The sequence below is a fragment of the Microbulbifer maximicatervae (SeqCode) genome (genome assembly GCF_052468095.1).
Genome location: NZ_CP174332.1, coordinates 3,536,288 through 3,553,165, shown reverse-complemented (window position 1 = coordinate 3,553,165; position 16,878 = coordinate 3,536,288). Strand labels below are relative to the sequence as shown.

Genomic DNA, 16,878 nt, shown 5'->3' with positions numbered 1-16,878 from the left:
TCTGACACATCCTCTTGAAAAAGAGGGGTTTACCGGTTTTGATGAAGGTGCCTAAACCTAAAAGCAAAACCAAGGATAAACCCCATGATCCATACTAATGATCGCATCATCAAACACAAGACCGGATTGCTAAATCTGGCAGAAGAACTCGGCAATATCTCCAAAGCTTGCAAGATGCTGGGTGTGTCGAGAGACACTTTCTATCGCTATAAGGAAGCCGTTTCAAGTGGCGGTGTGGACGCCCTTCTTGAGAAGAACCGGCGTGTGCCCAACCACAAGAACCGTGTTGACACAGTCATTGAAGAGGCAGTGTTAACTTATGCCCTCCAAGAGCCTGCCCATGGGCAGGTTCGAGTTTCCAATGAACTGCGTAAACGCGGTGTATTTGTGTCCCCTAGTGGCGTTCGGAGTATCTGGTTACGGCATGACCTGGCTAACTTCAAATTGCGATTAAAGGCACTTGAGGCCAAGGTCGCTGAGGAGGGACTGATCCTCACAGAGTCACAGGTTCAGGCTTTGGAGAGAAAACGGCATGATGATGAAGCCTGCGGTGAAATTGATACTCAACACCCAGGTTATCTGGGCTCGCAGGATACCTTCTATGTAGGAACCTTTAAGGGCGTCGGACGTGTTTACCAACAAACCTATGTCGATACCTATGCAAAGGTGGCTCATTGCAAGCTGTACACCACCAAAACGCCAATCACTGCGGCGGACCTCCTGAATGACCGTGTGCTACCGTTTTATGCCTTACATGATCTACCAGTGCTGCGTATCCTAACTGATCGCGGTACGGAGTATTGTGGCAAATTGGAACAGCACGACTACCAGTTATATCTAAGTGTGAACGAAATAGAACACACTAAGACAAAAGCCAGACATCCACAAACTAATGGAATCTGTGAGCGCTTCCATAAGACCATTTTACAAGAGTTCTACCAACCCTCATTACGCCGCAAGATCTATGGATCAATAGAAGAGTTACAAACGGATCTGGACGAGTGGCTCACATATTACAATAATGAGAGAACTCATCAGGGTAAGAAGTGTTGCGGTCGAACACCGTTAGCAACTCTTGAAGATGGAAAAAGCATCTGGAAGGAAAAGCTCGTAAACTGAATTTGACCTGACAGAGCATCTCCTGAGAAACCGGTAACTGTCAGATCAAGTCTGAACTACTACAGATGAAAGTATGGCTTAATAACTTGACGAGCAACCATAGTCACTTGTTAAGTTTTACTGGTACCACTTTACGCCCTTGGTTTTATTCTTGTGTTCAACTGAATACAGATGCTCAATGGTTCCCTTGTATTCACCATGTTGAAACACGAGACGAACGTAACTACGATCATCTGGTGATACCGGTAGTTGCAAATAAAGAATATCATTTGCGCTACCCAATACGAATACTTGGCCAAGATCAATATATGTTACCGGCTTAAAATCTATTTTTGGTATTTGGATTTCTTTGCCGCCTAGCTCAAAACTCACTCCCTCAAGTTTATAGTGAACTCTGTGCGGGTAAGTCGATATCTCTACACTTGAAACCTCCAAGCTCGCCTTATAACTCAGGCCTCTAAATTCGCCAGACATACCAACATGTGTAATGGGGCGAGCCACATCCTCTACTGCATTAGCGGAAAAAGAAACCAAGAATATTAAAACTAAAAATTTACGCATAATCTGATTAAAACTTAACGCCCGCAATAACCGGCCGGAGGTCCGGCGGAAGCCACGAAGTGGCTGGAGCGAAGTTAATTGCCTTGTTATGTTTCTGGGCCTCGCCACTTAAGACGATACCTTTGATTTTGCGGCACAGCATCAAATAGCTCTTTTATTAGCCCAACTATAATCCTACATTCTGGCTTTCCAGTCGCGTACTTGCAGTATGACCGTGCGTGTACGTTTAGAAAATAAAAATCATGATCAAGAAAGTCAGTTTCTAAAATAGAAATTACAAGATCATGGGTTAACTGACACAATTCATATGCGTTTGCTTTGCTTCGACCAACGGGTAGCTTCCGAGAAAGCTCATTTCTTGCTCTTGGGATGGCGTGCCGTAAAAGCGCCACATATATTTCTTGTTTAACACTCATGCTCTATGGGTACTTCGAAACATAACGCCCAATCTGTGTTTTATACACATCATTTAAGTTCATTTAAAGCCTCTGCTGCCTCCATATAATGGAGAAGTTTAGTGTACCCCTGCCAAACGGTTTTAACTCCAGGCTCACCATCGCCGCTCCGCCCCAGAAAGCCTCCAAGTCCTGCCAACATACGAGTTATATCTCTCATACTTGGAGCTTCATTTGGTGGGGAGGTTTTAGCTTGCATTATCCATATCATACGCCACTCTTTTTCAGAGTAGACTTTCGTACACGACGTATCAGGAAGCGTTCGTGCCCGTGTTGTCATGGAGTGTAGACGCCACCCAATAATCATATAGATTGCAATACAGTTCAGCATTCGCTGCTCGGTTCTAAAGCGATTACTTTCTATCTGGCATCCGCCTTTCACCACTCGGAAATAGGTTTCAATTTCCCATCGACTTCGATACCACTCAATAATGATCCTCGCTTGCTTAAAGTCCTCAACTGCAAGATCGGTCAGCAGCATCCATTCAATACCTTTTTCCCCTTCTGGTGGGCTTAATTCCTTAGCAAAGACTGCGTAGAGAGAAAGAGGTCGTTTTGATTTTCCTTTTCCCTGTAATCTTACTTCTGCAATGGATACACTGACCTTAGCTTCCCTTTCTGGCTCTCCATTCCTTTTGGGGATACCTACTGAGTATTTCCCGATGGACTTCTGTTTGGTCATATAGTCCCAAAGTAAAGTCGTATCTTCTCCTTCGATCTCTAAACTACGATTAGCCTTGGCTCGAACAATATAACTTGCACGCCGCTGTTCATTTTGGTCTTCAGCTAATTGAAACCACTCATGAATATCCCCCTCTCTATCCGCGATGCTCACAATCGTGGTTTCAGGGCAGTGCTCTTGTATCTCACAAGCTGATTCATAATGGTCTAGCCAACGTCGACTCTCTTTATCTTGTATCGACTTCGTATAGCGAGAATTAGCGCTGGATTCTTTATCTCGCTGCCACATGCTACCCTCAATAATGCCCAGATTATCTCTGGATGGTGTTATAGCAATAGAGGTATGTAGGAGCTGCTGATTAGTCTCTTTGCGTCGGAGTGTTCCCATTTCTTTGCTTTCTAAATCGGTAGCAAAATTTAGGAAAGTGGTATCCTGAGGGATAAGAACAACTGGTTGAACCTTAATTCTTTCAAGAGTGGCTGATTTATGGCCACTCATAATCGAGTCAAAGCTGACTTTATCATTTTCGATAAATCGATAGGCTGCAAAGGTTTCTGCCCAAGACTTGTTTGCACAGGGAATGCTACCCTTTGGGTCGGAACTTAAATTACTGAGAATATTGGACAAGCGCTTATTCAATCGTGTATCACCCATAACCTGATTTTTCACTTCGTCCCTGACCCAGTCCTGCATAATTATCCAGCCAAATTTGTAGCCCCTATAACGTACAAACTGTAACTCATTGATTTTTATAATAAAACTGAAAAAACTTGTGTATAAAACTTAGCGCCCAATTTAGTGGCCCGATGCGGAGTGCTTTTAATTATGCTGCAATGTAATGAAAGCATAATTAAAAGCGCGGAGTATCGGGTCCGACTGCAATTTCTTGTTATGTGCTCTTACTCCGTTTTTTTGAACCAACCGTTTTCTCTTGAACTAAGTTCCTGCCAGGACTCTCTACTTAGAATTTCCATATTTGAATGCTTAGTACCTACTAATACTTTTTCAGAATCCCAGGACAGTACTTCTTCTAGGTCTTCAGGAGGAACACCACCAAATTTCGGGAAATACTCCGGTTTAAATGCCCATACTCCACTTTCGATAGCTTCGACCAATTGCTTAACATTCTTCGGTTCAGCGCACAATATTGGTAAAGTACAAATTACTTTAGATATTTCTTCCGGCTCATAGTAATCATCATCGAGAACCCAACCCTCATCTCGCCATAAATAAAATGTCGAGCTAGCTTGTGATACTACAATTGCTGTTTCAGAAATATTTGGACCGCACTGATAGAACACAGAATATCTAATTTCATTAATATCAATGACTCTAACAGAAATTTCAGAGGAAATGGGAATCTCGTCGATTATCTGAGATAGCAAATCTGCAATTAATGGGTGCGCAGCCCTAATGGAGTTTTGAGTCTCCAAAATTTGAGCTAGGCGCTTCTCGATACTTTTTCTTAAATCTATGACTCTCATCCTCTTGTCACATAACAGCTATATAGTAATCATTATGATCACTATTATCCTGATTACTATACTGGAATCAATCTTACGCCTTGTCTAAAAAATGTTATTTAAATCAAAAGATTATTTGCTTTTATGTCAGTCGTACCAAATGTAAAAATGATCACTTTGACTACTATCCCCAAAAAAGACTACCTTTGTAACTCATTGTATTTCATCAAATTTTTTCCTGATAAAGCTATTCTGCAAAAATAACAGTCAAGATGATCAAAAATACCCCTGTATGCCCATTAATTGTTAGCGACCGTTAGTGCAGATAGGGCTGGAATTGAGCAACAGCTATGGCCTGGGTATTTCAAATCTATAGTGCTACTGAATAATTTCATGATACTTCTGGCTAACCGGGCGTTTCACAATCAAGATGCGGTTCGACGGAAATGTCTGGACCGTTACAACGTCGTGGTGCAGGTTGCTAATAACTCTACAAGCGTCGAAGGGTGTGTCTTGAAGGCGATAGCTGCTGCATTACGGGGTTTGCAAAGCATTAGGTCCATTTGCATCGAGTTGCGCTTACTACTTATAGCCTTCAAGGTGCGCATAGAATGAGTGGCTCCGTTGCGATTGCCTTGAGCATTTACGTTTCAGGGTTTGTATCAATCAGCGTTCCTGATGGGGAGTAGGGCTATTCCGGGGCTGTTTAATCCACTTACGAATACCTCCCTAGAATGGTTAAAAGCCTCCGTTTTATCAGTTTATTTAAAGAATAATCTTTAGGTGTGACTTATCGGCCGAGGGGCTTTTTGCGTAAGGTATTCAAGAGTATCTAATTGGCTTCTCTCTTTCAGGCCGCGGCTGCCTGACTTATAAGTCTACAGCCCAAAATGGTCAGTTCCGTTTTTGACTAGTTCCGATACCGTCCAATCCATACACTGGTAGTCAGAAACGAGAGAGACTTATGAAGATTGATGCAGCAGTTTGCTCCAGTGCGCGATTGGCTAGAGACCGGCGCTTTGATGGGCGGTTCTATACAGCAGTGAAAACAACCGGCATTTTCTGCCGCCCGATCTGTCCCGCTCGGCCACCGCTGGAGCGCAATGTCACTTATTTTGAGACTGCGGCGGAGGCGGCCAATGCGGGCTTTAGGCCCTGCCTGCGCTGTCGCCCCGATTCTGCGCCGGGCAGTCCAGCTTGGGGATTGGTGTCGACCACCGTACAGCGCGCTTTAAAACTGATGCGCAGTGAGCGCGAGCCTCAATCTGTAGAGCGACTGGCAGAGCGGCTCGGAGTCAGTAGCCGTTATTTACGCCGTCTGTTCTCTGAGCACCTGGGGGTAAGCCCCTTGGCGGTTTGGCAAACTGAGCGGGCTCTGTTTGCTTTTCGTTTACTGCGGGATACGGACTTGCCTATTGCTGAAATCGCCTACGAGTCTGGTTTTAACAGTTTGAGACGCTTTAACGGCGTATTCAAACAGATCTATCAACGCACCCCATCCGAGGTGCGCAGGGAGGGGCATGCAGTGCGCGCCGAGACGGCGAGTGCGACTCGGGTGCGGTTGTACCTGGATTACCGTCCGCCATTAGATTGGCAACAACTCCTGGCCTTCTTGGGAACTCGCGCTTTGGCCGGGGTAGAGCAGGTGGAGGGGGAGGTCTATTCACGCAGTTTCGAACTGGATGCTTGTCGCGGCGTGATGGAGGTTTCCCACGATCCGGAACGCAATCGCCTAGTGGTGGAAGTTTTTGGTCAGGAAGGTGGGGCAGGGTTATATCTACTGAACCAGCGCCTGCGCCGGTTGTTTGATCTGGATGCGGATATTGAAGAGATCCAGACGGTATTAAATGAAGATCCACTGCTGGCGGATCAGTTGACGAAGAATCCGGGCCTGCGCTTGCCCGGTGCCTGGGACCCATTCGAATATGCACTGCGGGCGATTCTCGGTCAGCAGATCAGTGTTGCAGCGGCGACCACTATTGCCGGACGTATAGTGGCCCGCTACGGGGAGTCGTTTGTGGACGATGCCGGCAGAGAGCGGTTTTTATTCCCAACAGCGGAGCGTCTCGCTAAGGCGGACTTTGCCGATCTGGGCTTGACCCGGGCTCGGATGAAAACCCTACAGGAGTTTGTCGCCGCAACTTTGGATGGCCGTGTGAGCTTTGCCGACCAGTCCCTGGAGGATTGGTGCAGCCAAGCCACAGCTCTGCCGGGTATTGGCGATTGGACGGCGCATTATATTGCTATGCGTGGCCTGTCGATGCCGGATGCTTTCCCCGCGTCGGATTTGGGTATTCTACAAGCCCTGGGCAGTGATGGTGAAAAGGCAAAACCCAAGCAGGCCCTGGAGCGGGCAGAGCAGTGGCGGCCCTGGCGGGCATATGGAGCCATTTTGTTGTGGCAGTCCCTGAAATCTGGAGAGAAAAAATGATTGTCTATGAGAGTTACACCACGGAATTGGGTGATGTTGCCATCGCGGCCTGCGAGCAGGAGGGAGAGGGTCTCTCCCGGGGGATAGTTGCACTCCAGTTTTATGCCGATGAACGACCATTGCGTTTGGGGACCGGTTGGCAGCGGGGCGCCTCGGAGCTGACAGATTTGGCCGCCCAGCAGTTGCGGGAATATATCGCCGGCCAGCGCAAAAATTTTGATCTGCCTCTGGCGCCAAAGGGCACTGAATTCCAGCGCCGGGTTTGGGATGCCCTGTTACAAATTCCCTTTGGGGAAACCCGCAGTTACAGCCAGCAAGCCCAGTGGTTGGGCCAGCCACGGGCTATTCGCGCGGTGGCGCGGGCCAATGGTGCGAATCCGATTGCCATCGTTATTCCCTGCCACCGTGTAATCGGAGCCAATGGCAGCCTTACCGGCTACGCCGGCGGCCTGTCTTTGAAAGCGCGCTTACTCACCCTTGAGGGTGCCAACTTTGTCCAGCAGGGCGAGCTGCTCTAACGGGAAATATTGGGAAAAGCGCAATCATCTCTCCCTAGCCACGGCCTCTTTGGCGCGAGATAATGAGCGGTTCATAATCATATCGAGCCGGAGGCCAAATGCTGTACAGATTGGGGGATAAACAGCCACAACTGGAAGGTGAGGGCCACTATATTGCGCCCGGTGCCCATGTGATTGGAGATGTGCGTATGCTTCCGCACAGCTCCGTATGGTTTAACGCGGTGGTACGCGGTGACTGTGCGCCAATCACTATCGGTGAATACAGCAACGTACAGGATGGCTCTGTACTGCATGCCGATGTCGGTGTGCCATTAACCATTGGCACCGGTGTCACCGTAGGCCATAAAGTGATGCTGCACGGCTGTGACATTGGTGATTACAGCCTGATTGGTATCAATGCCGTGATCTTAAACCGGGCCAAAATCGGCAAGTGCTGTATCATTGGCGCCAATGCGCTGGTGACCGAGGGCACAGAAATCCCCGATTACTCAATGGTGCTGGGCTCTCCCGGCAAGGTAGTAAAATCTCTCGATCCCGACACCTACGAGCTGCTCAAAGCCAGCAGCGATCACTATGCGGCCAACGGCAAACATTTCGCCAGTGAACTGGTCCCGCTTGAGGCTAAAGATGTCTGAACAACCGGTAAAAACCGTGGAGCCGAAAGAGCGCCCGGTGAAATCCCCCTGTATCTCCGTATGTGCCCTGAATGAGCAGGACCTGTGCGAGGGCTGTTTTCGCAGTGGTAACGAAATCAGCCGCTGGGGCTCCATGAACAATGATGAGCGCCGTGCAGTGTTAAAGCTCTGCACCGAGCGCGCGCGGCAAATGGGCCGAATCTGGTAAACAATCGATAGCGCTTTGTCGGGGCCGGGCCTCGCAGGGCCCGGAACTAAATGCGACTATGACCCAACCCTTTGTCCACCTAAGAATTCACTCAGAATTTTCCCTGATCGATGGCCTGGTAAGAATCAAGCCGGCCATCGCCCGCGCCCAGGAGCTGGAAATGCCAGCCCTGGCGATTACCGACCAGTGCAACCTCTACGGGCAGATTAAATTTTACCGGGCCTGTTTGGGTTCCGGTATCAAGCCGATTACCGCAGCGGATTTTTGGCTCAGCGAAGGCGGCGAAGGCAAGCCTACGCTGATCACGCTCTATGCGATGAACGCCGACGGCTACCGCAATATTACCGAGCTGATTTCCCGCGCCTGGATGGAGGGGCAGTACCACGGTAACGCCTATATCAAGCGCGAATGGGTTAAGGAGTACAGCGAAGGGGTGCTGATGCTGTCCGGTGCCAAGTACGGCGATGTGGGCCGTGCCCTGGTAGCGGGGCGCCGCGCCCAAGCAGAGGAGCTGGCACGGGAGTGGGCGGAGTTATTCCCCGGCCGCTACTACCTGGAGTTACAGCGCACCGGTCGCGCCGGAGATGAGGACTACCTGCACTCGGCGGTGAAGTTGGCCCAGAACCTGAACTTGCCAGTGGTAGCCACTAACGATGTGCGCTTTATGGATGAGAGCGAGTTCGAGGCCCACGAGGTGCGCGTCTGTATTCACGAAGGCCGCGCTCTCGATGATCCCCGCCGCGAACGCCGCTATTCCGCACAGCAGTATTTCCGCACACCGGAAGAGATGTGGGAGCTGTTTAGCGATATCCCCGAAGCCCTGGAAAACACTGTGGAGATCGCCAAGCGCTGCTCCGCACCGATCCAGCTGGGTAAATACTTCCTGCCGGAATATCCGATTCCCGAGGGTATGACCGAAGACCAGTTCTTCGAAAAAGTCTCCTATGAAGGTATGGAGCGGCGCCTCGCCACCATCCTCGACAAGTCTGCTGCGGACTATGCCGAGCGTCGCCAGGTCTACGAAGACCGCCTGCGCTTTGAGCTGGATATCATTATCCAGATGGGATTCCCCGGTTACTTCCTGATCGTAATGGACTTTATCCAGTGGGCCAAAGACCACGATATCCCGGTGGGCCCGGGGCGGGGTTCCGGTGCCGGCTCCCTGGTGGCCTACTCGCTGGATATTACCGATCTGGACCCGCTGCAATACGATCTGCTGTTCGAACGATTCCTGAACCCGGAGCGGGTTTCGATGCCCGACTTCGATATCGACTTCTGTATGGAGAAGCGAGACCGGGTAATTGGCTACGTTGCGGATAACTATGGCCGCCAGGCGGTGAGCCAGATTATCACCTTCGGAACCATGGCTGCGAAGGCGGTGGTGCGGGATGTGGCGCGGGTGCAGGGCAAGTCCTACGGCCTCGCCGACAAGCTGTCCAAAATGATTCCCCCCGATGTGGGCATGACCCTGCAAAAGGCCTTCGACCAGGAAGAGATCCTGCGAGAATTCCTCGACCACGACGATGAGGGCCAGGAAATCTGGGAGATGGCCCTGCAACTCGAAGGGGTCTCCCGTAACGTGGGTAAGCACGCCGGTGGTGTGGTTATCGCCCCCACCAAGCTTACCGACTTTGCGCCGCTCTACTGTGATGAGACCGGCGCGGGTCTGGTAACTCAGTTCGATAAAAACGATGTGGAAGATGCGGGCCTGGTGAAGTTCGACTTCCTCGGTCTGCGGACGCTGACCATCATCGACTGGGCCAAGCGCATGGTGGACGAGACCCGCGCGCGTGAGGGTGAGGAGCCCCTGGATATTGCCGCGCTGCCGCTGGACGATGAAGAAACCTTCAAGATGCTCAAACGGGCAGAGACCACGGCGGTATTCCAGCTGGAATCCCGGGGTATGAAGGACCTGATCAAGCGCCTACAGCCGGACAACCTGGAAGATATGATCGCCCTGGTGGCCCTGTTCCGTCCGGGTCCGCTGCAATCAGGCATGGTTGATGACTTTATTAACCGTAAGCACGGTCGCGCCCAGGTGGCCTACCCGGATGCCAAATACCAGCACGAGAAACTGCAACCGATCCTGGAGCCCACTTACGGGGTTATTGTTTACCAGGAACAGGTTATGCAGATCGCCCAGGAGTTGGCGGGCTATACCCTCGGTGGCGCTGACCTGTTGCGCCGGGCGATGGGTAAAAAGAAACCGGAGGAAATGGCCAAACAGAGGGCCACTTTTGAAAATGGGGCAAAAGAGCAAGGAATTGACCCCGAACTTGCGATTAAGATCTTCGACCTGGTAGAGAAGTTCGCAGGCTATGGTTTTAACAAATCGCACTCTGCAGCTTACGCACTGGTGTCATACCAGACCGCTTGGCTGAAAGCGCACTATCCCGCCCAGTTTATGGCGGCGACCATGTCTTCGGATATGGATAAGACCGATAAGGTGGTGACCTTTATTGAAGAGTGCCGAGCCATGGAGCTGGTGCTGGTGCCGCCGGATGTGAATCTGGGTAGCTTCCAGTTCTCGGTGGATATCGACAACCGCATTATCTACGGTCTCGGTGCGATTAAGGGCCTGGGTGAAGGTCCGATTGAAAATATTATTGCGGCGCGGGAAGAGGGTGGTCCCTTTACCGATTTGTTCGACTTCTGCTCGCGGGTCGATCCGCGCAAGGTGAACAAGCGCGCGCTGGAGGCACTGGTGCGCTCCGGAGCACTGGATAGCATAGGCCCGGATACCAATGGTGCCGACGGCTTGGATTACTCCCGCGCTGTGCTGTTTAACGCGCTGGATGAAGCGGTAAAAGCGGCGGAACAGCAAAAGGCCAATGCCAATGCGGGCATGATGGACCTGTTTGGCGAAGTGGTGCCCCAGGCATCCGAAGGCGATGTGTACGAGGATTTCCGCCGCACACGCTGCTGGAGTATCCGCGAGCGCCTGGAAGGCGAAAAGAATACCCTGGGTCTGTATCTCACTGGGCACCCGATTGACGAGTATGCCGGTGAGTTACAACACCTGGTGAAGGCGCGAATCGCCGATTTGAAACCCGGCCGGGAATCGCAAAAAGTTGCGGGTCTGGTTGTGGCGATGCGGGTAATGAAAACAAAACGCGGTGATTCCATGGCTATTGTTACCCTGGATGACCGCAGTGGCCGTATTGAAGCGGCCATGTTCAGCGAGGCCTTTGGCGAACATAGAGACAAGTTGGCCAAGGATGCTCTGCTGGTATTGGATGGACCGGTTGCCACTGACGATTACAGCGGCGGCCTGAAGATGACAGTAAACAGCGTTTCCACGCTCGATGAGCTGCGCCAGAGCCGGGTAACCGGGGTGCGTTTGCGAGTGGATAGCGGCAGTGTGGCACCGGGGCTGGCCAAGCGGCTGGCCGCTTGCCTGCAACCCTATACCGGTGGTCAGTGCGGGGTCAGCCTTGAGGTTTCCCGCCACGATGCCCGGGGCTTGTACCGACTGCCGCCGCAGTGGAACGTAGAACCAAACGACCAGATGGTCCAGTCTCTCAGGGAACTGTTGGGACGTGAGCAGGTGGCGCTTCAATACGCACAACGGCGTTAAAATCTACCGGGCTCGACTGGCTGGTTCTGTACAGTTAAGCTATGCCGCTGTGATAGCCCGGTGGTAACAAAAAGAGTTAAAGGCGCAGATTTCATGAATTTTAATTTTCTCGAGTTTGAGCAGCCAATTGCAGAGCTGGAAGGCAAGATAAAAGAGCTGCAGCTTGTGGGTGATGACAACGAGCTGAATATCGCCGATGAAGTTACCCGGTTGCGGGAGAAGAGTAGAACTTTGACCGAGTCCATCTACTCCGACCTGAGCCCGTGGCAGGTCGTACAGGTAGCCCGCCATCCGCAACGTCCCTATTCAAAGGACTATATCGAGCGTTTATTTACCGATTGGGATGAGCTGCACGGCGACCGTCACTTTGGTGATGACAAGGCGATTATCGCCGGTATCGCGCGCTTAAATGGCAAGCCGGTAGCGGTGATTGGTGAAGAGAAAGGCCGCTCTGTAAACGAGAAGGTTGCGCGTAACTTTGGTATGCCGAAGCCGGAGGGTTACCGCAAAGCCCTGCGTGTTATGGAAATGGCCGAGCGCTTTAAAATGCCGGTTCTGACCCTGATCGACACCCCGGGAGCCTATCCGGGTATCGACAGTGAAGAGCGCGGTATCAGTGAAGCCATCGCCCAGAATCTGGCAGTGATGTCCCGCCTGCGCACGCCGATTATTTGTACCGTGATTGGTGAAGGTTCCTCCGGTGGTGCACTGGCGATCGGTGTGGGTGACCAGCTGAACATGCTGCAGTACTCCACCTACTTTGTGATTTCTCCTGAGGGTTGCGCCAACATTATCTGGAAAACTGTTGAGAAAGCGCCTTTGGCCGCTGAGGCGATGGGGGTGACCTCCAGCGTGTTGGAAGAGTTGGGTATTGTGGATGAAACCATCCCCGAACCTCTCGGTGGCGCTCACCGCGACCCGGATGCAATGGCCAATAATCTCAAAGACCGTCTCAGCGAGCAGCTGGACCAGCTGAGCAGCATCCCCATTGATGAGCTGCTGGAGAAGCGCTATCAGCGCCTGATGAGCTACGGCAATATTGTTTCCTAAGCTTGATTCCTTTCCCGCCGCGCCAAGGGTATAAATTTATTACCCTTGTGCGCGGTTGGTGTTTCCCTCCTAGCCCCTTCTTTCCCTACTCATAGACACTTGCGGTTACGTGTCATTTTCCACGCGATTGAGTTTTCCCCTTCGCTGTCCCTTTGCCTGAAAAGTGCACTATTTACAGGGCCGCCTTGTGGTCAGGCTTGTCAATGCAGCTAGGTTATTGGACTCCCGGGAAGTCTTAGAGGGGAATAAAGTACTCAAACAGGTTGATCTACTCTTTCGGGGGAAGCCGTTGAGAAAGCGCTTCAGCTGGCCCGATAGCAGACAGTCTGGAGCCTGGCGGCCGCTGAATGTCCACGCTGCCCCCATTTTGAACCCCCTTATCGAAAAGCCCTCTGAGGCGGCGCTACCTCCATGATAGAAAGTACCAACAATAAAGATTGGTGCAATAGGCACAGGTTTGCCCGGATAAAAATATCGACCGGAGAGGCCTGTGAGCTGAAGTCTCAGGATTAATAATTATGGCAATAATGCAGAGTAATACAGCAACGGATGCTGCGCAGATACCGACGGGTGACCAGTCGGGGCACAGGTTTGCCCTGGTGGCGCTGACCTCACTATTTTTTATGTGGGGCTTTATCACCTGCCTGAATGATATTTTGATTCCCTACTTGAAAGGAATTTTCGAGCTGAACTATGCCCAGGCAATGCTGGTGCAGTTCTGCTTTTTTGGTGCTTATTTCCTCGTTTCCCTGCCTGCTGGTGCCCTGGTCAGTAAAATTGGTTATCAGAAAGGGATTGTGACCGGCTTAAGTATTTCAGTGGTTGGCTGTTTGCTGTTTATTCCCGCTGAAAGAATGGAAGTCTATGCACTGTTCCTCGGTGCTCTGTTTATTCTGGCTTCCGGTATTACTATTTTACAGGTTTCCGCCAACCCTTATGTGACTGCACTGGGCGATGAGCGCACGGCGCCCAGCCGCCTGACCCTGACCCAAGGCTTTAACTCCCTGGGTACCACTATCGCCCCTCAATTTGGTGCATTGCTGATTTTACCCGCTGCCGGTGTTGCAGCGGGTGCTGCCAGCGCTGCTGTTATTGAAGTACCTTACCTGATCCTGGCCTCCGCGCTGGCGATCCTGGCTATTGTTTTCGCATTTTTGAATTTGCCGGCAATTGTCAGTAGTGCAACTTCTGAGTCTGTTTCCAATACTGAAGCCGCTTCCGCCTGGAGCTACCGTCACTTGGTGTTGGGCGCGATCGCTATTTTTGTCTACGTGGGTGCTGAAGTCTCTATCGGTAGCTTCCTGGTGAACTTTATCGCTGAGGATTCCATCGCCGGTTTGGAAGAGTCTGAAGCCGCCTTCTATATCTCCCTGTATTGGGGTGGCGCTATGGTTGGTCGCTTTGCCGGCGCTTTAATTATGCGCTTTATCTCTGCTGGCAAAGTGCTCGCAATCTGCTCTATCGGCTCCTGTGTATTGTTGTTAATTACTGTTACGGGTAGCGGCTATCTGGCGATGTGGGCGGTACTGGCTGTGGGTCTGTGCAACTCTATTATGTTCCCGACTATCTTTAGTTTGGCGCTGGCCAAGCTGGGCCCATCGACCAGTCAGGGCTCCGGAATCTTATGCTTGGCCATTGTAGGCGGTGCTATTGTGCCGTTGTTACAGGGGCTTCTGGCTGACCAAATTGGTATCCAATTGGCGTTCGTTCTGCCGATCTTCTGTTACCTCTATATTCTCTACTACGGTCTCTCAGGACACCGTACAGATAAACGCGCTTAAGTTTTCTTTTCTTCTCTTCTGAGCTCGTTTGCCGGCATTTTTATGCCGGCTTTTTTGTGTCCGGAATAAATGGCCAATTTGAAATGTATTTGATTGTGGGGGGAGGGGGTACCGGCGATCCCTGCCAGTTTTAGAGAGGTTGGGGGTTAGGAAGCTTGGGGGGCAGTTAGATCAGACTGTTTGTTGGAGTCGAGAAACTCTTTGATCGGTAAGCGATAGTTGCGACTTACTTTCAGTTTTGCACCGCTGCTCAGGGTGAGAAAGTACTCGCCTTTGGTTAAAACCTTGATATGTACAATAAAGTTCAGGTTAACCAGTGTGGACCTGTGAATGCGTTTAAAAGTGTCTGGGCAGAGTTGTTTTTGCAGGTCTTTAATAGTGCTGCGCATTACATGGGTTTCCCCTTTGGCATGCACACACATATAGTCACCCGCCGCATCGATCCACTCGATATCCGGTTGGCTAACCATGGTGATACTGCCCCGGTCTTTAATGGCGAGACGCTGGGTTGAAGTAGCGGCGTTCTCTCCGCTTGATGCTTTGCCGGCACTGCTTTCGAAAGATCGCATCAGGCGATTTTTCTCTTCCTGATGGCCATCCTCTCCTTTGGATATCATCTGTGCCTGGCGCTGGCGGGCCCGATCGAGGGCGGTTTCCAGTCGGCGCGGGTCCAGTGGCTTGAGCACATAGTCAACCGCGTGGACTTCAAAGGCCTTAAGGGCGTATTGGTCGTAGGCTGTGGCAAAGATGACCAGAGGCATGGTGTCAGCCTGAAGGTTGCGCACCACATCAAAACCGTTCATTCCTGGCATCTGCACATCGAGAATGAGTAGGTCCGGGTTGTGCTCTGAAACTGCTTGGACAGCTTCCCGGCCATTGCGACAACAGGCGAGAATATCCAGGTCCTTGCGTTCTTCGAGCATACTTTTCAGTAGTCTTAAAGCCAGGGGCTCGTCGTCCACCAGTACAACGCTGAGCTTGCTCATTGAACTTCTCCCTGTGTCAGGTGGGTTGATGGGTTGGAAATTTCCAGTGGAATATTGATGAGTACTTGCATGCCGCCATCAGAGTTTTTGTTTTGTTCTATTTTGAAATCTTGAGGGTAGAGCGTGGATAATCGTTCGCGCACGTTTTTAAGCCCCACTCCTGTTGAGGAGGATTCCGGGTCACATTCGCTGGCAAAGTGATCTGGGCAGCCGGTATCGTAGACTTCCAGCACCAGGCGATCATCGGTGTTGTGTGCGTGGATACCGATAGTGCCCCCCATTTCGTTGGGGGCTATGGCATATTTCACCGAGTTTTCCACCAGTGGTTGCAGCAACATGCTGGGCACTTGTGCGCGGCGCACGGTTTCATCGATCGACAGGTCTACGGACAACCTGTCGGCAAAGCGGGTTTTTTCAATCTCCAAATAAAGCAATACCGCCTCGATCTCTCGTTCAAGTTCAACTTTCTGCATCGGATCTTCTTTTAGGGAGAGCCTTAAAAAATCACTGAGACGCACAACCATTTCCCGCGCTTCATCAGCTTGCTGGAATCGAATCAGGGCGTTAATGGAGTTGAGCGTATTGAAGAGAAAGTGGGGGTTGAGCTGGTAGCGCAACATTTTTAGTTGCGCCTCATTGGCGATGGCCTCTGCCTGAAGTCTGCGGAGCTGCTCCCGCTCATGTACTGCTGCGACCTCCAGCATTTTTTTGTGCTCTTCATTGAGTAGGAAGTGATATTTTACCCCGCAGTACAGGGCGCTCCAGAATAGAAACACAAATAAAGAAGCGTAATACCAGCCGCCGAACTCAGACCAAATCGAGTGTTCACCGCTGAGGCGTATGTAGGCCTCCATACGAACCAAGGTCCATATTCCAGAAATAACTGCCACCGCCAAAAGGTAGATTACGGTGCGGAAAGCGAGTTCTGATTCCCAGGCAACATCAAAAATTGGTTTTAGAAACAGGGATAATAAAAATGCAATAGCGCACTGGAATACTGTATTGACCGGCTCGAAGTGGGGCCACTCAGTCGGGGAGTGCCACAGAGTCAGGGAGAGAAAAGTGACCAGCAGTATGCCAACCCAGCTGACCAGCTGCAGTTTCCAGAACCAGCGGGTCGACTGAATTTCAGTGTTCGGTCTCGTTTCCAGACGGGTCGAGTACTGCATGATTTCCCGCATATTTAGTATTGTGAAAAGGACGGGATAGACGCTCATCGTCGCGTTCATTATTATCCGCGAAATATTACCTTGCAGAAACGTGACCCGCTAGGGGGGATAGCGCCACGCTTCCTACTCATCCCCGAGAAAGTCCTTTCTATCTGATTTCGGGGTGAATAGTCGAGTAATTTTCGGCAATCTCGATTCAGAAGACAACTCCTCTCTATTTTTAAACCCGAGTAAATCGGTCAG

General features: G+C 50.9%; 13 protein-coding genes. 8 read left to right on the top strand and 5 right to left on the bottom strand.

The annotated features are described in order from the left end of the window. The first annotated feature begins 84 nt into the window (after positions 1–84). On the top strand, positions 85–1,119 hold the full coding sequence (locus ACJJIL_RS15505; RefSeq protein ID WP_444905427.1) for an IS481 family transposase: 1,035 nt from the start codon (positions 85–87) through the stop codon (positions 1,117–1,119). 117 nt (positions 1,120–1,236) lie between these two features. Here ACJJIL_RS15505 and ACJJIL_RS15500 read toward each other — a convergent pair whose 3' ends face one another. The 3 genes from ACJJIL_RS15500 to ACJJIL_RS15490 all read right to left on the bottom strand — a co-directional run bounded on the left by ACJJIL_RS15500 (position 1,237) and on the right by ACJJIL_RS15490 (position 4,301). Beyond that, positions 1,237–1,680 carry a hypothetical protein gene (locus ACJJIL_RS15500; protein WP_445357965.1) on the bottom strand — a complete coding sequence of 148 codons (444 nt, stop codon included), beginning with the start codon at positions 1,678–1,680 and terminating at the stop codon, positions 1,237–1,239. A gap of 465 nt (positions 1,681–2,145) precedes the next feature. Further along, the gene (locus ACJJIL_RS15495) at positions 2,146–3,510 is read right to left on the bottom strand and encodes an IS4 family transposase (protein WP_445360130.1); all 1,365 of its coding nucleotides are present in this window, start codon (positions 3,508–3,510) and stop codon (positions 2,146–2,148) included. Between the two features lie 206 nt (positions 3,511–3,716). Further along, positions 3,717–4,301 (bottom strand): hypothetical protein, encoded by a 585-nt coding sequence (locus ACJJIL_RS15490; protein WP_445360129.1) that lies wholly within the window; start codon positions 4,299–4,301, stop codon positions 3,717–3,719. Between the two features lie 943 nt (positions 4,302–5,244). Between ACJJIL_RS15490 and ACJJIL_RS15485 the strand changes: the two genes are divergently transcribed. The 7 genes from ACJJIL_RS15485 to ACJJIL_RS15455 all read left to right on the top strand — a co-directional run bounded on the left by ACJJIL_RS15485 (position 5,245) and on the right by ACJJIL_RS15455 (position 14,480). Continuing rightward, positions 5,245–6,711 carry an AlkA N-terminal domain-containing protein gene (locus ACJJIL_RS15485; protein WP_445360128.1) on the top strand — a complete coding sequence of 489 codons (1,467 nt, stop codon included), beginning with the start codon at positions 5,245–5,247 and terminating at the stop codon, positions 6,709–6,711. Then, positions 6,708–7,229: a methylated-DNA--[protein]-cysteine S-methyltransferase gene (locus ACJJIL_RS15480; protein ID WP_445360127.1), complete on the top strand. Its 522-nt coding sequence runs from the start codon at positions 6,708–6,710 to the stop codon at positions 7,227–7,229. Before ACJJIL_RS15485 ends, ACJJIL_RS15480 begins: the two co-directional genes overlap by 4 nt. Positions 7,230–7,327: 98 nt before the next feature. Beyond that, on the top strand, positions 7,328–7,864 hold the full coding sequence (locus tag ACJJIL_RS15475) for a gamma carbonic anhydrase family protein (RefSeq protein ID WP_445360126.1): 537 nt from the start codon (positions 7,328–7,330) through the stop codon (positions 7,862–7,864). Beyond that, positions 7,857–8,072 (top strand): DUF1289 domain-containing protein, encoded by a 216-nt coding sequence (locus tag ACJJIL_RS15470; protein ID WP_108732299.1) that lies wholly within the window; start codon positions 7,857–7,859, stop codon positions 8,070–8,072. The genes ACJJIL_RS15475 and ACJJIL_RS15470 overlap by 8 nt, the downstream gene beginning before the upstream one ends. A gap of 58 nt (positions 8,073–8,130) precedes the next feature. After that, a complete protein-coding gene (gene dnaE, locus ACJJIL_RS15465) occupies positions 8,131–11,649 on the top strand; it encodes a DNA polymerase III subunit alpha (RefSeq protein WP_445360125.1) in 3,519 nt (1,172 codons plus the stop codon). Between the two features lie 93 nt (positions 11,650–11,742). Beyond that, the gene (locus ACJJIL_RS15460; RefSeq protein WP_282931792.1) at positions 11,743–12,699 is read left to right on the top strand and encodes an acetyl-CoA carboxylase carboxyltransferase subunit alpha; all 957 of its coding nucleotides are present in this window, start codon (positions 11,743–11,745) and stop codon (positions 12,697–12,699) included. A 518-nt stretch (positions 12,700–13,217) separates the two neighbouring features. Beyond that, positions 13,218–14,480, top strand: a complete 1,263-nt coding sequence (locus tag ACJJIL_RS15455; protein ID WP_413664876.1) for a sugar MFS transporter — start codon at positions 13,218–13,220, stop codon at positions 14,478–14,480. Positions 14,481–14,626: 146 nt separating this feature from the next. On the opposite strand, the gene ACJJIL_RS15450 is transcribed toward ACJJIL_RS15455, so the two are convergent. After that, positions 14,627–15,466 (bottom strand): LytR/AlgR family response regulator transcription factor, encoded by an 840-nt coding sequence (locus ACJJIL_RS15450; protein ID WP_413664877.1) that lies wholly within the window; start codon positions 15,464–15,466, stop codon positions 14,627–14,629. Then, positions 15,463–16,635, bottom strand: coding sequence for a sensor histidine kinase (locus ACJJIL_RS15445; protein WP_444898153.1), 1,173 nt, complete (start codon positions 16,633–16,635; stop codon positions 15,463–15,465). The genes ACJJIL_RS15450 and ACJJIL_RS15445 overlap by 4 nt, the downstream gene beginning before the upstream one ends. Positions 16,636–16,878 lie beyond the last annotated feature (243 nt).

Excerpts from the sequence above, each read along its gene's own strand:
- dnaE (WP_445360125.1), top strand. The coding sequence starts at position 8,131 with ATGACCCAACCCTTTGTCCACCTAAGAATTCACTCAGAATTTTCCCTG.
- ACJJIL_RS15445 (WP_444898153.1), bottom strand. The coding sequence starts at position 16,635 with ATGCAGTACTCGACCCGTCTGGAAACGAGACCGAACACTGAAATTCAG.
- ACJJIL_RS15470 (WP_108732299.1), top strand. The coding sequence starts at position 7,857 with ATGTCTGAACAACCGGTAAAAACCGTGGAGCCGAAAGAGCGCCCGGTG.
- ACJJIL_RS15490 (WP_445360129.1), bottom strand. The coding sequence starts at position 4,301 with ATGAGAGTCATAGATTTAAGAAAAAGTATCGAGAAGCGCCTAGCTCAA.
- ACJJIL_RS15450 (WP_413664877.1), bottom strand. The coding sequence starts at position 15,466 with ATGAGCAAGCTCAGCGTTGTACTGGTGGACGACGAGCCCCTGGCTTTA.
- ACJJIL_RS15500 (WP_445357965.1), bottom strand. The coding sequence starts at position 1,680 with ATGCGTAAATTTTTAGTTTTAATATTCTTGGTTTCTTTTTCCGCTAAT.
- ACJJIL_RS15480 (WP_445360127.1), top strand. The coding sequence starts at position 6,708 with ATGATTGTCTATGAGAGTTACACCACGGAATTGGGTGATGTTGCCATC.
- ACJJIL_RS15485 (WP_445360128.1), top strand. The coding sequence starts at position 5,245 with ATGAAGATTGATGCAGCAGTTTGCTCCAGTGCGCGATTGGCTAGAGAC.
- ACJJIL_RS15475 (WP_445360126.1), top strand. The coding sequence starts at position 7,328 with ATGCTGTACAGATTGGGGGATAAACAGCCACAACTGGAAGGTGAGGGC.
- ACJJIL_RS15495 (WP_445360130.1), bottom strand. The coding sequence starts at position 3,510 with ATGCAGGACTGGGTCAGGGACGAAGTGAAAAATCAGGTTATGGGTGAT.
- ACJJIL_RS15505 (WP_444905427.1), top strand. The coding sequence starts at position 85 with ATGATCCATACTAATGATCGCATCATCAAACACAAGACCGGATTGCTA.
- ACJJIL_RS15460 (WP_282931792.1), top strand. The coding sequence starts at position 11,743 with ATGAATTTTAATTTTCTCGAGTTTGAGCAGCCAATTGCAGAGCTGGAA.
- ACJJIL_RS15455 (WP_413664876.1), top strand. The coding sequence starts at position 13,218 with ATGGCAATAATGCAGAGTAATACAGCAACGGATGCTGCGCAGATACCG.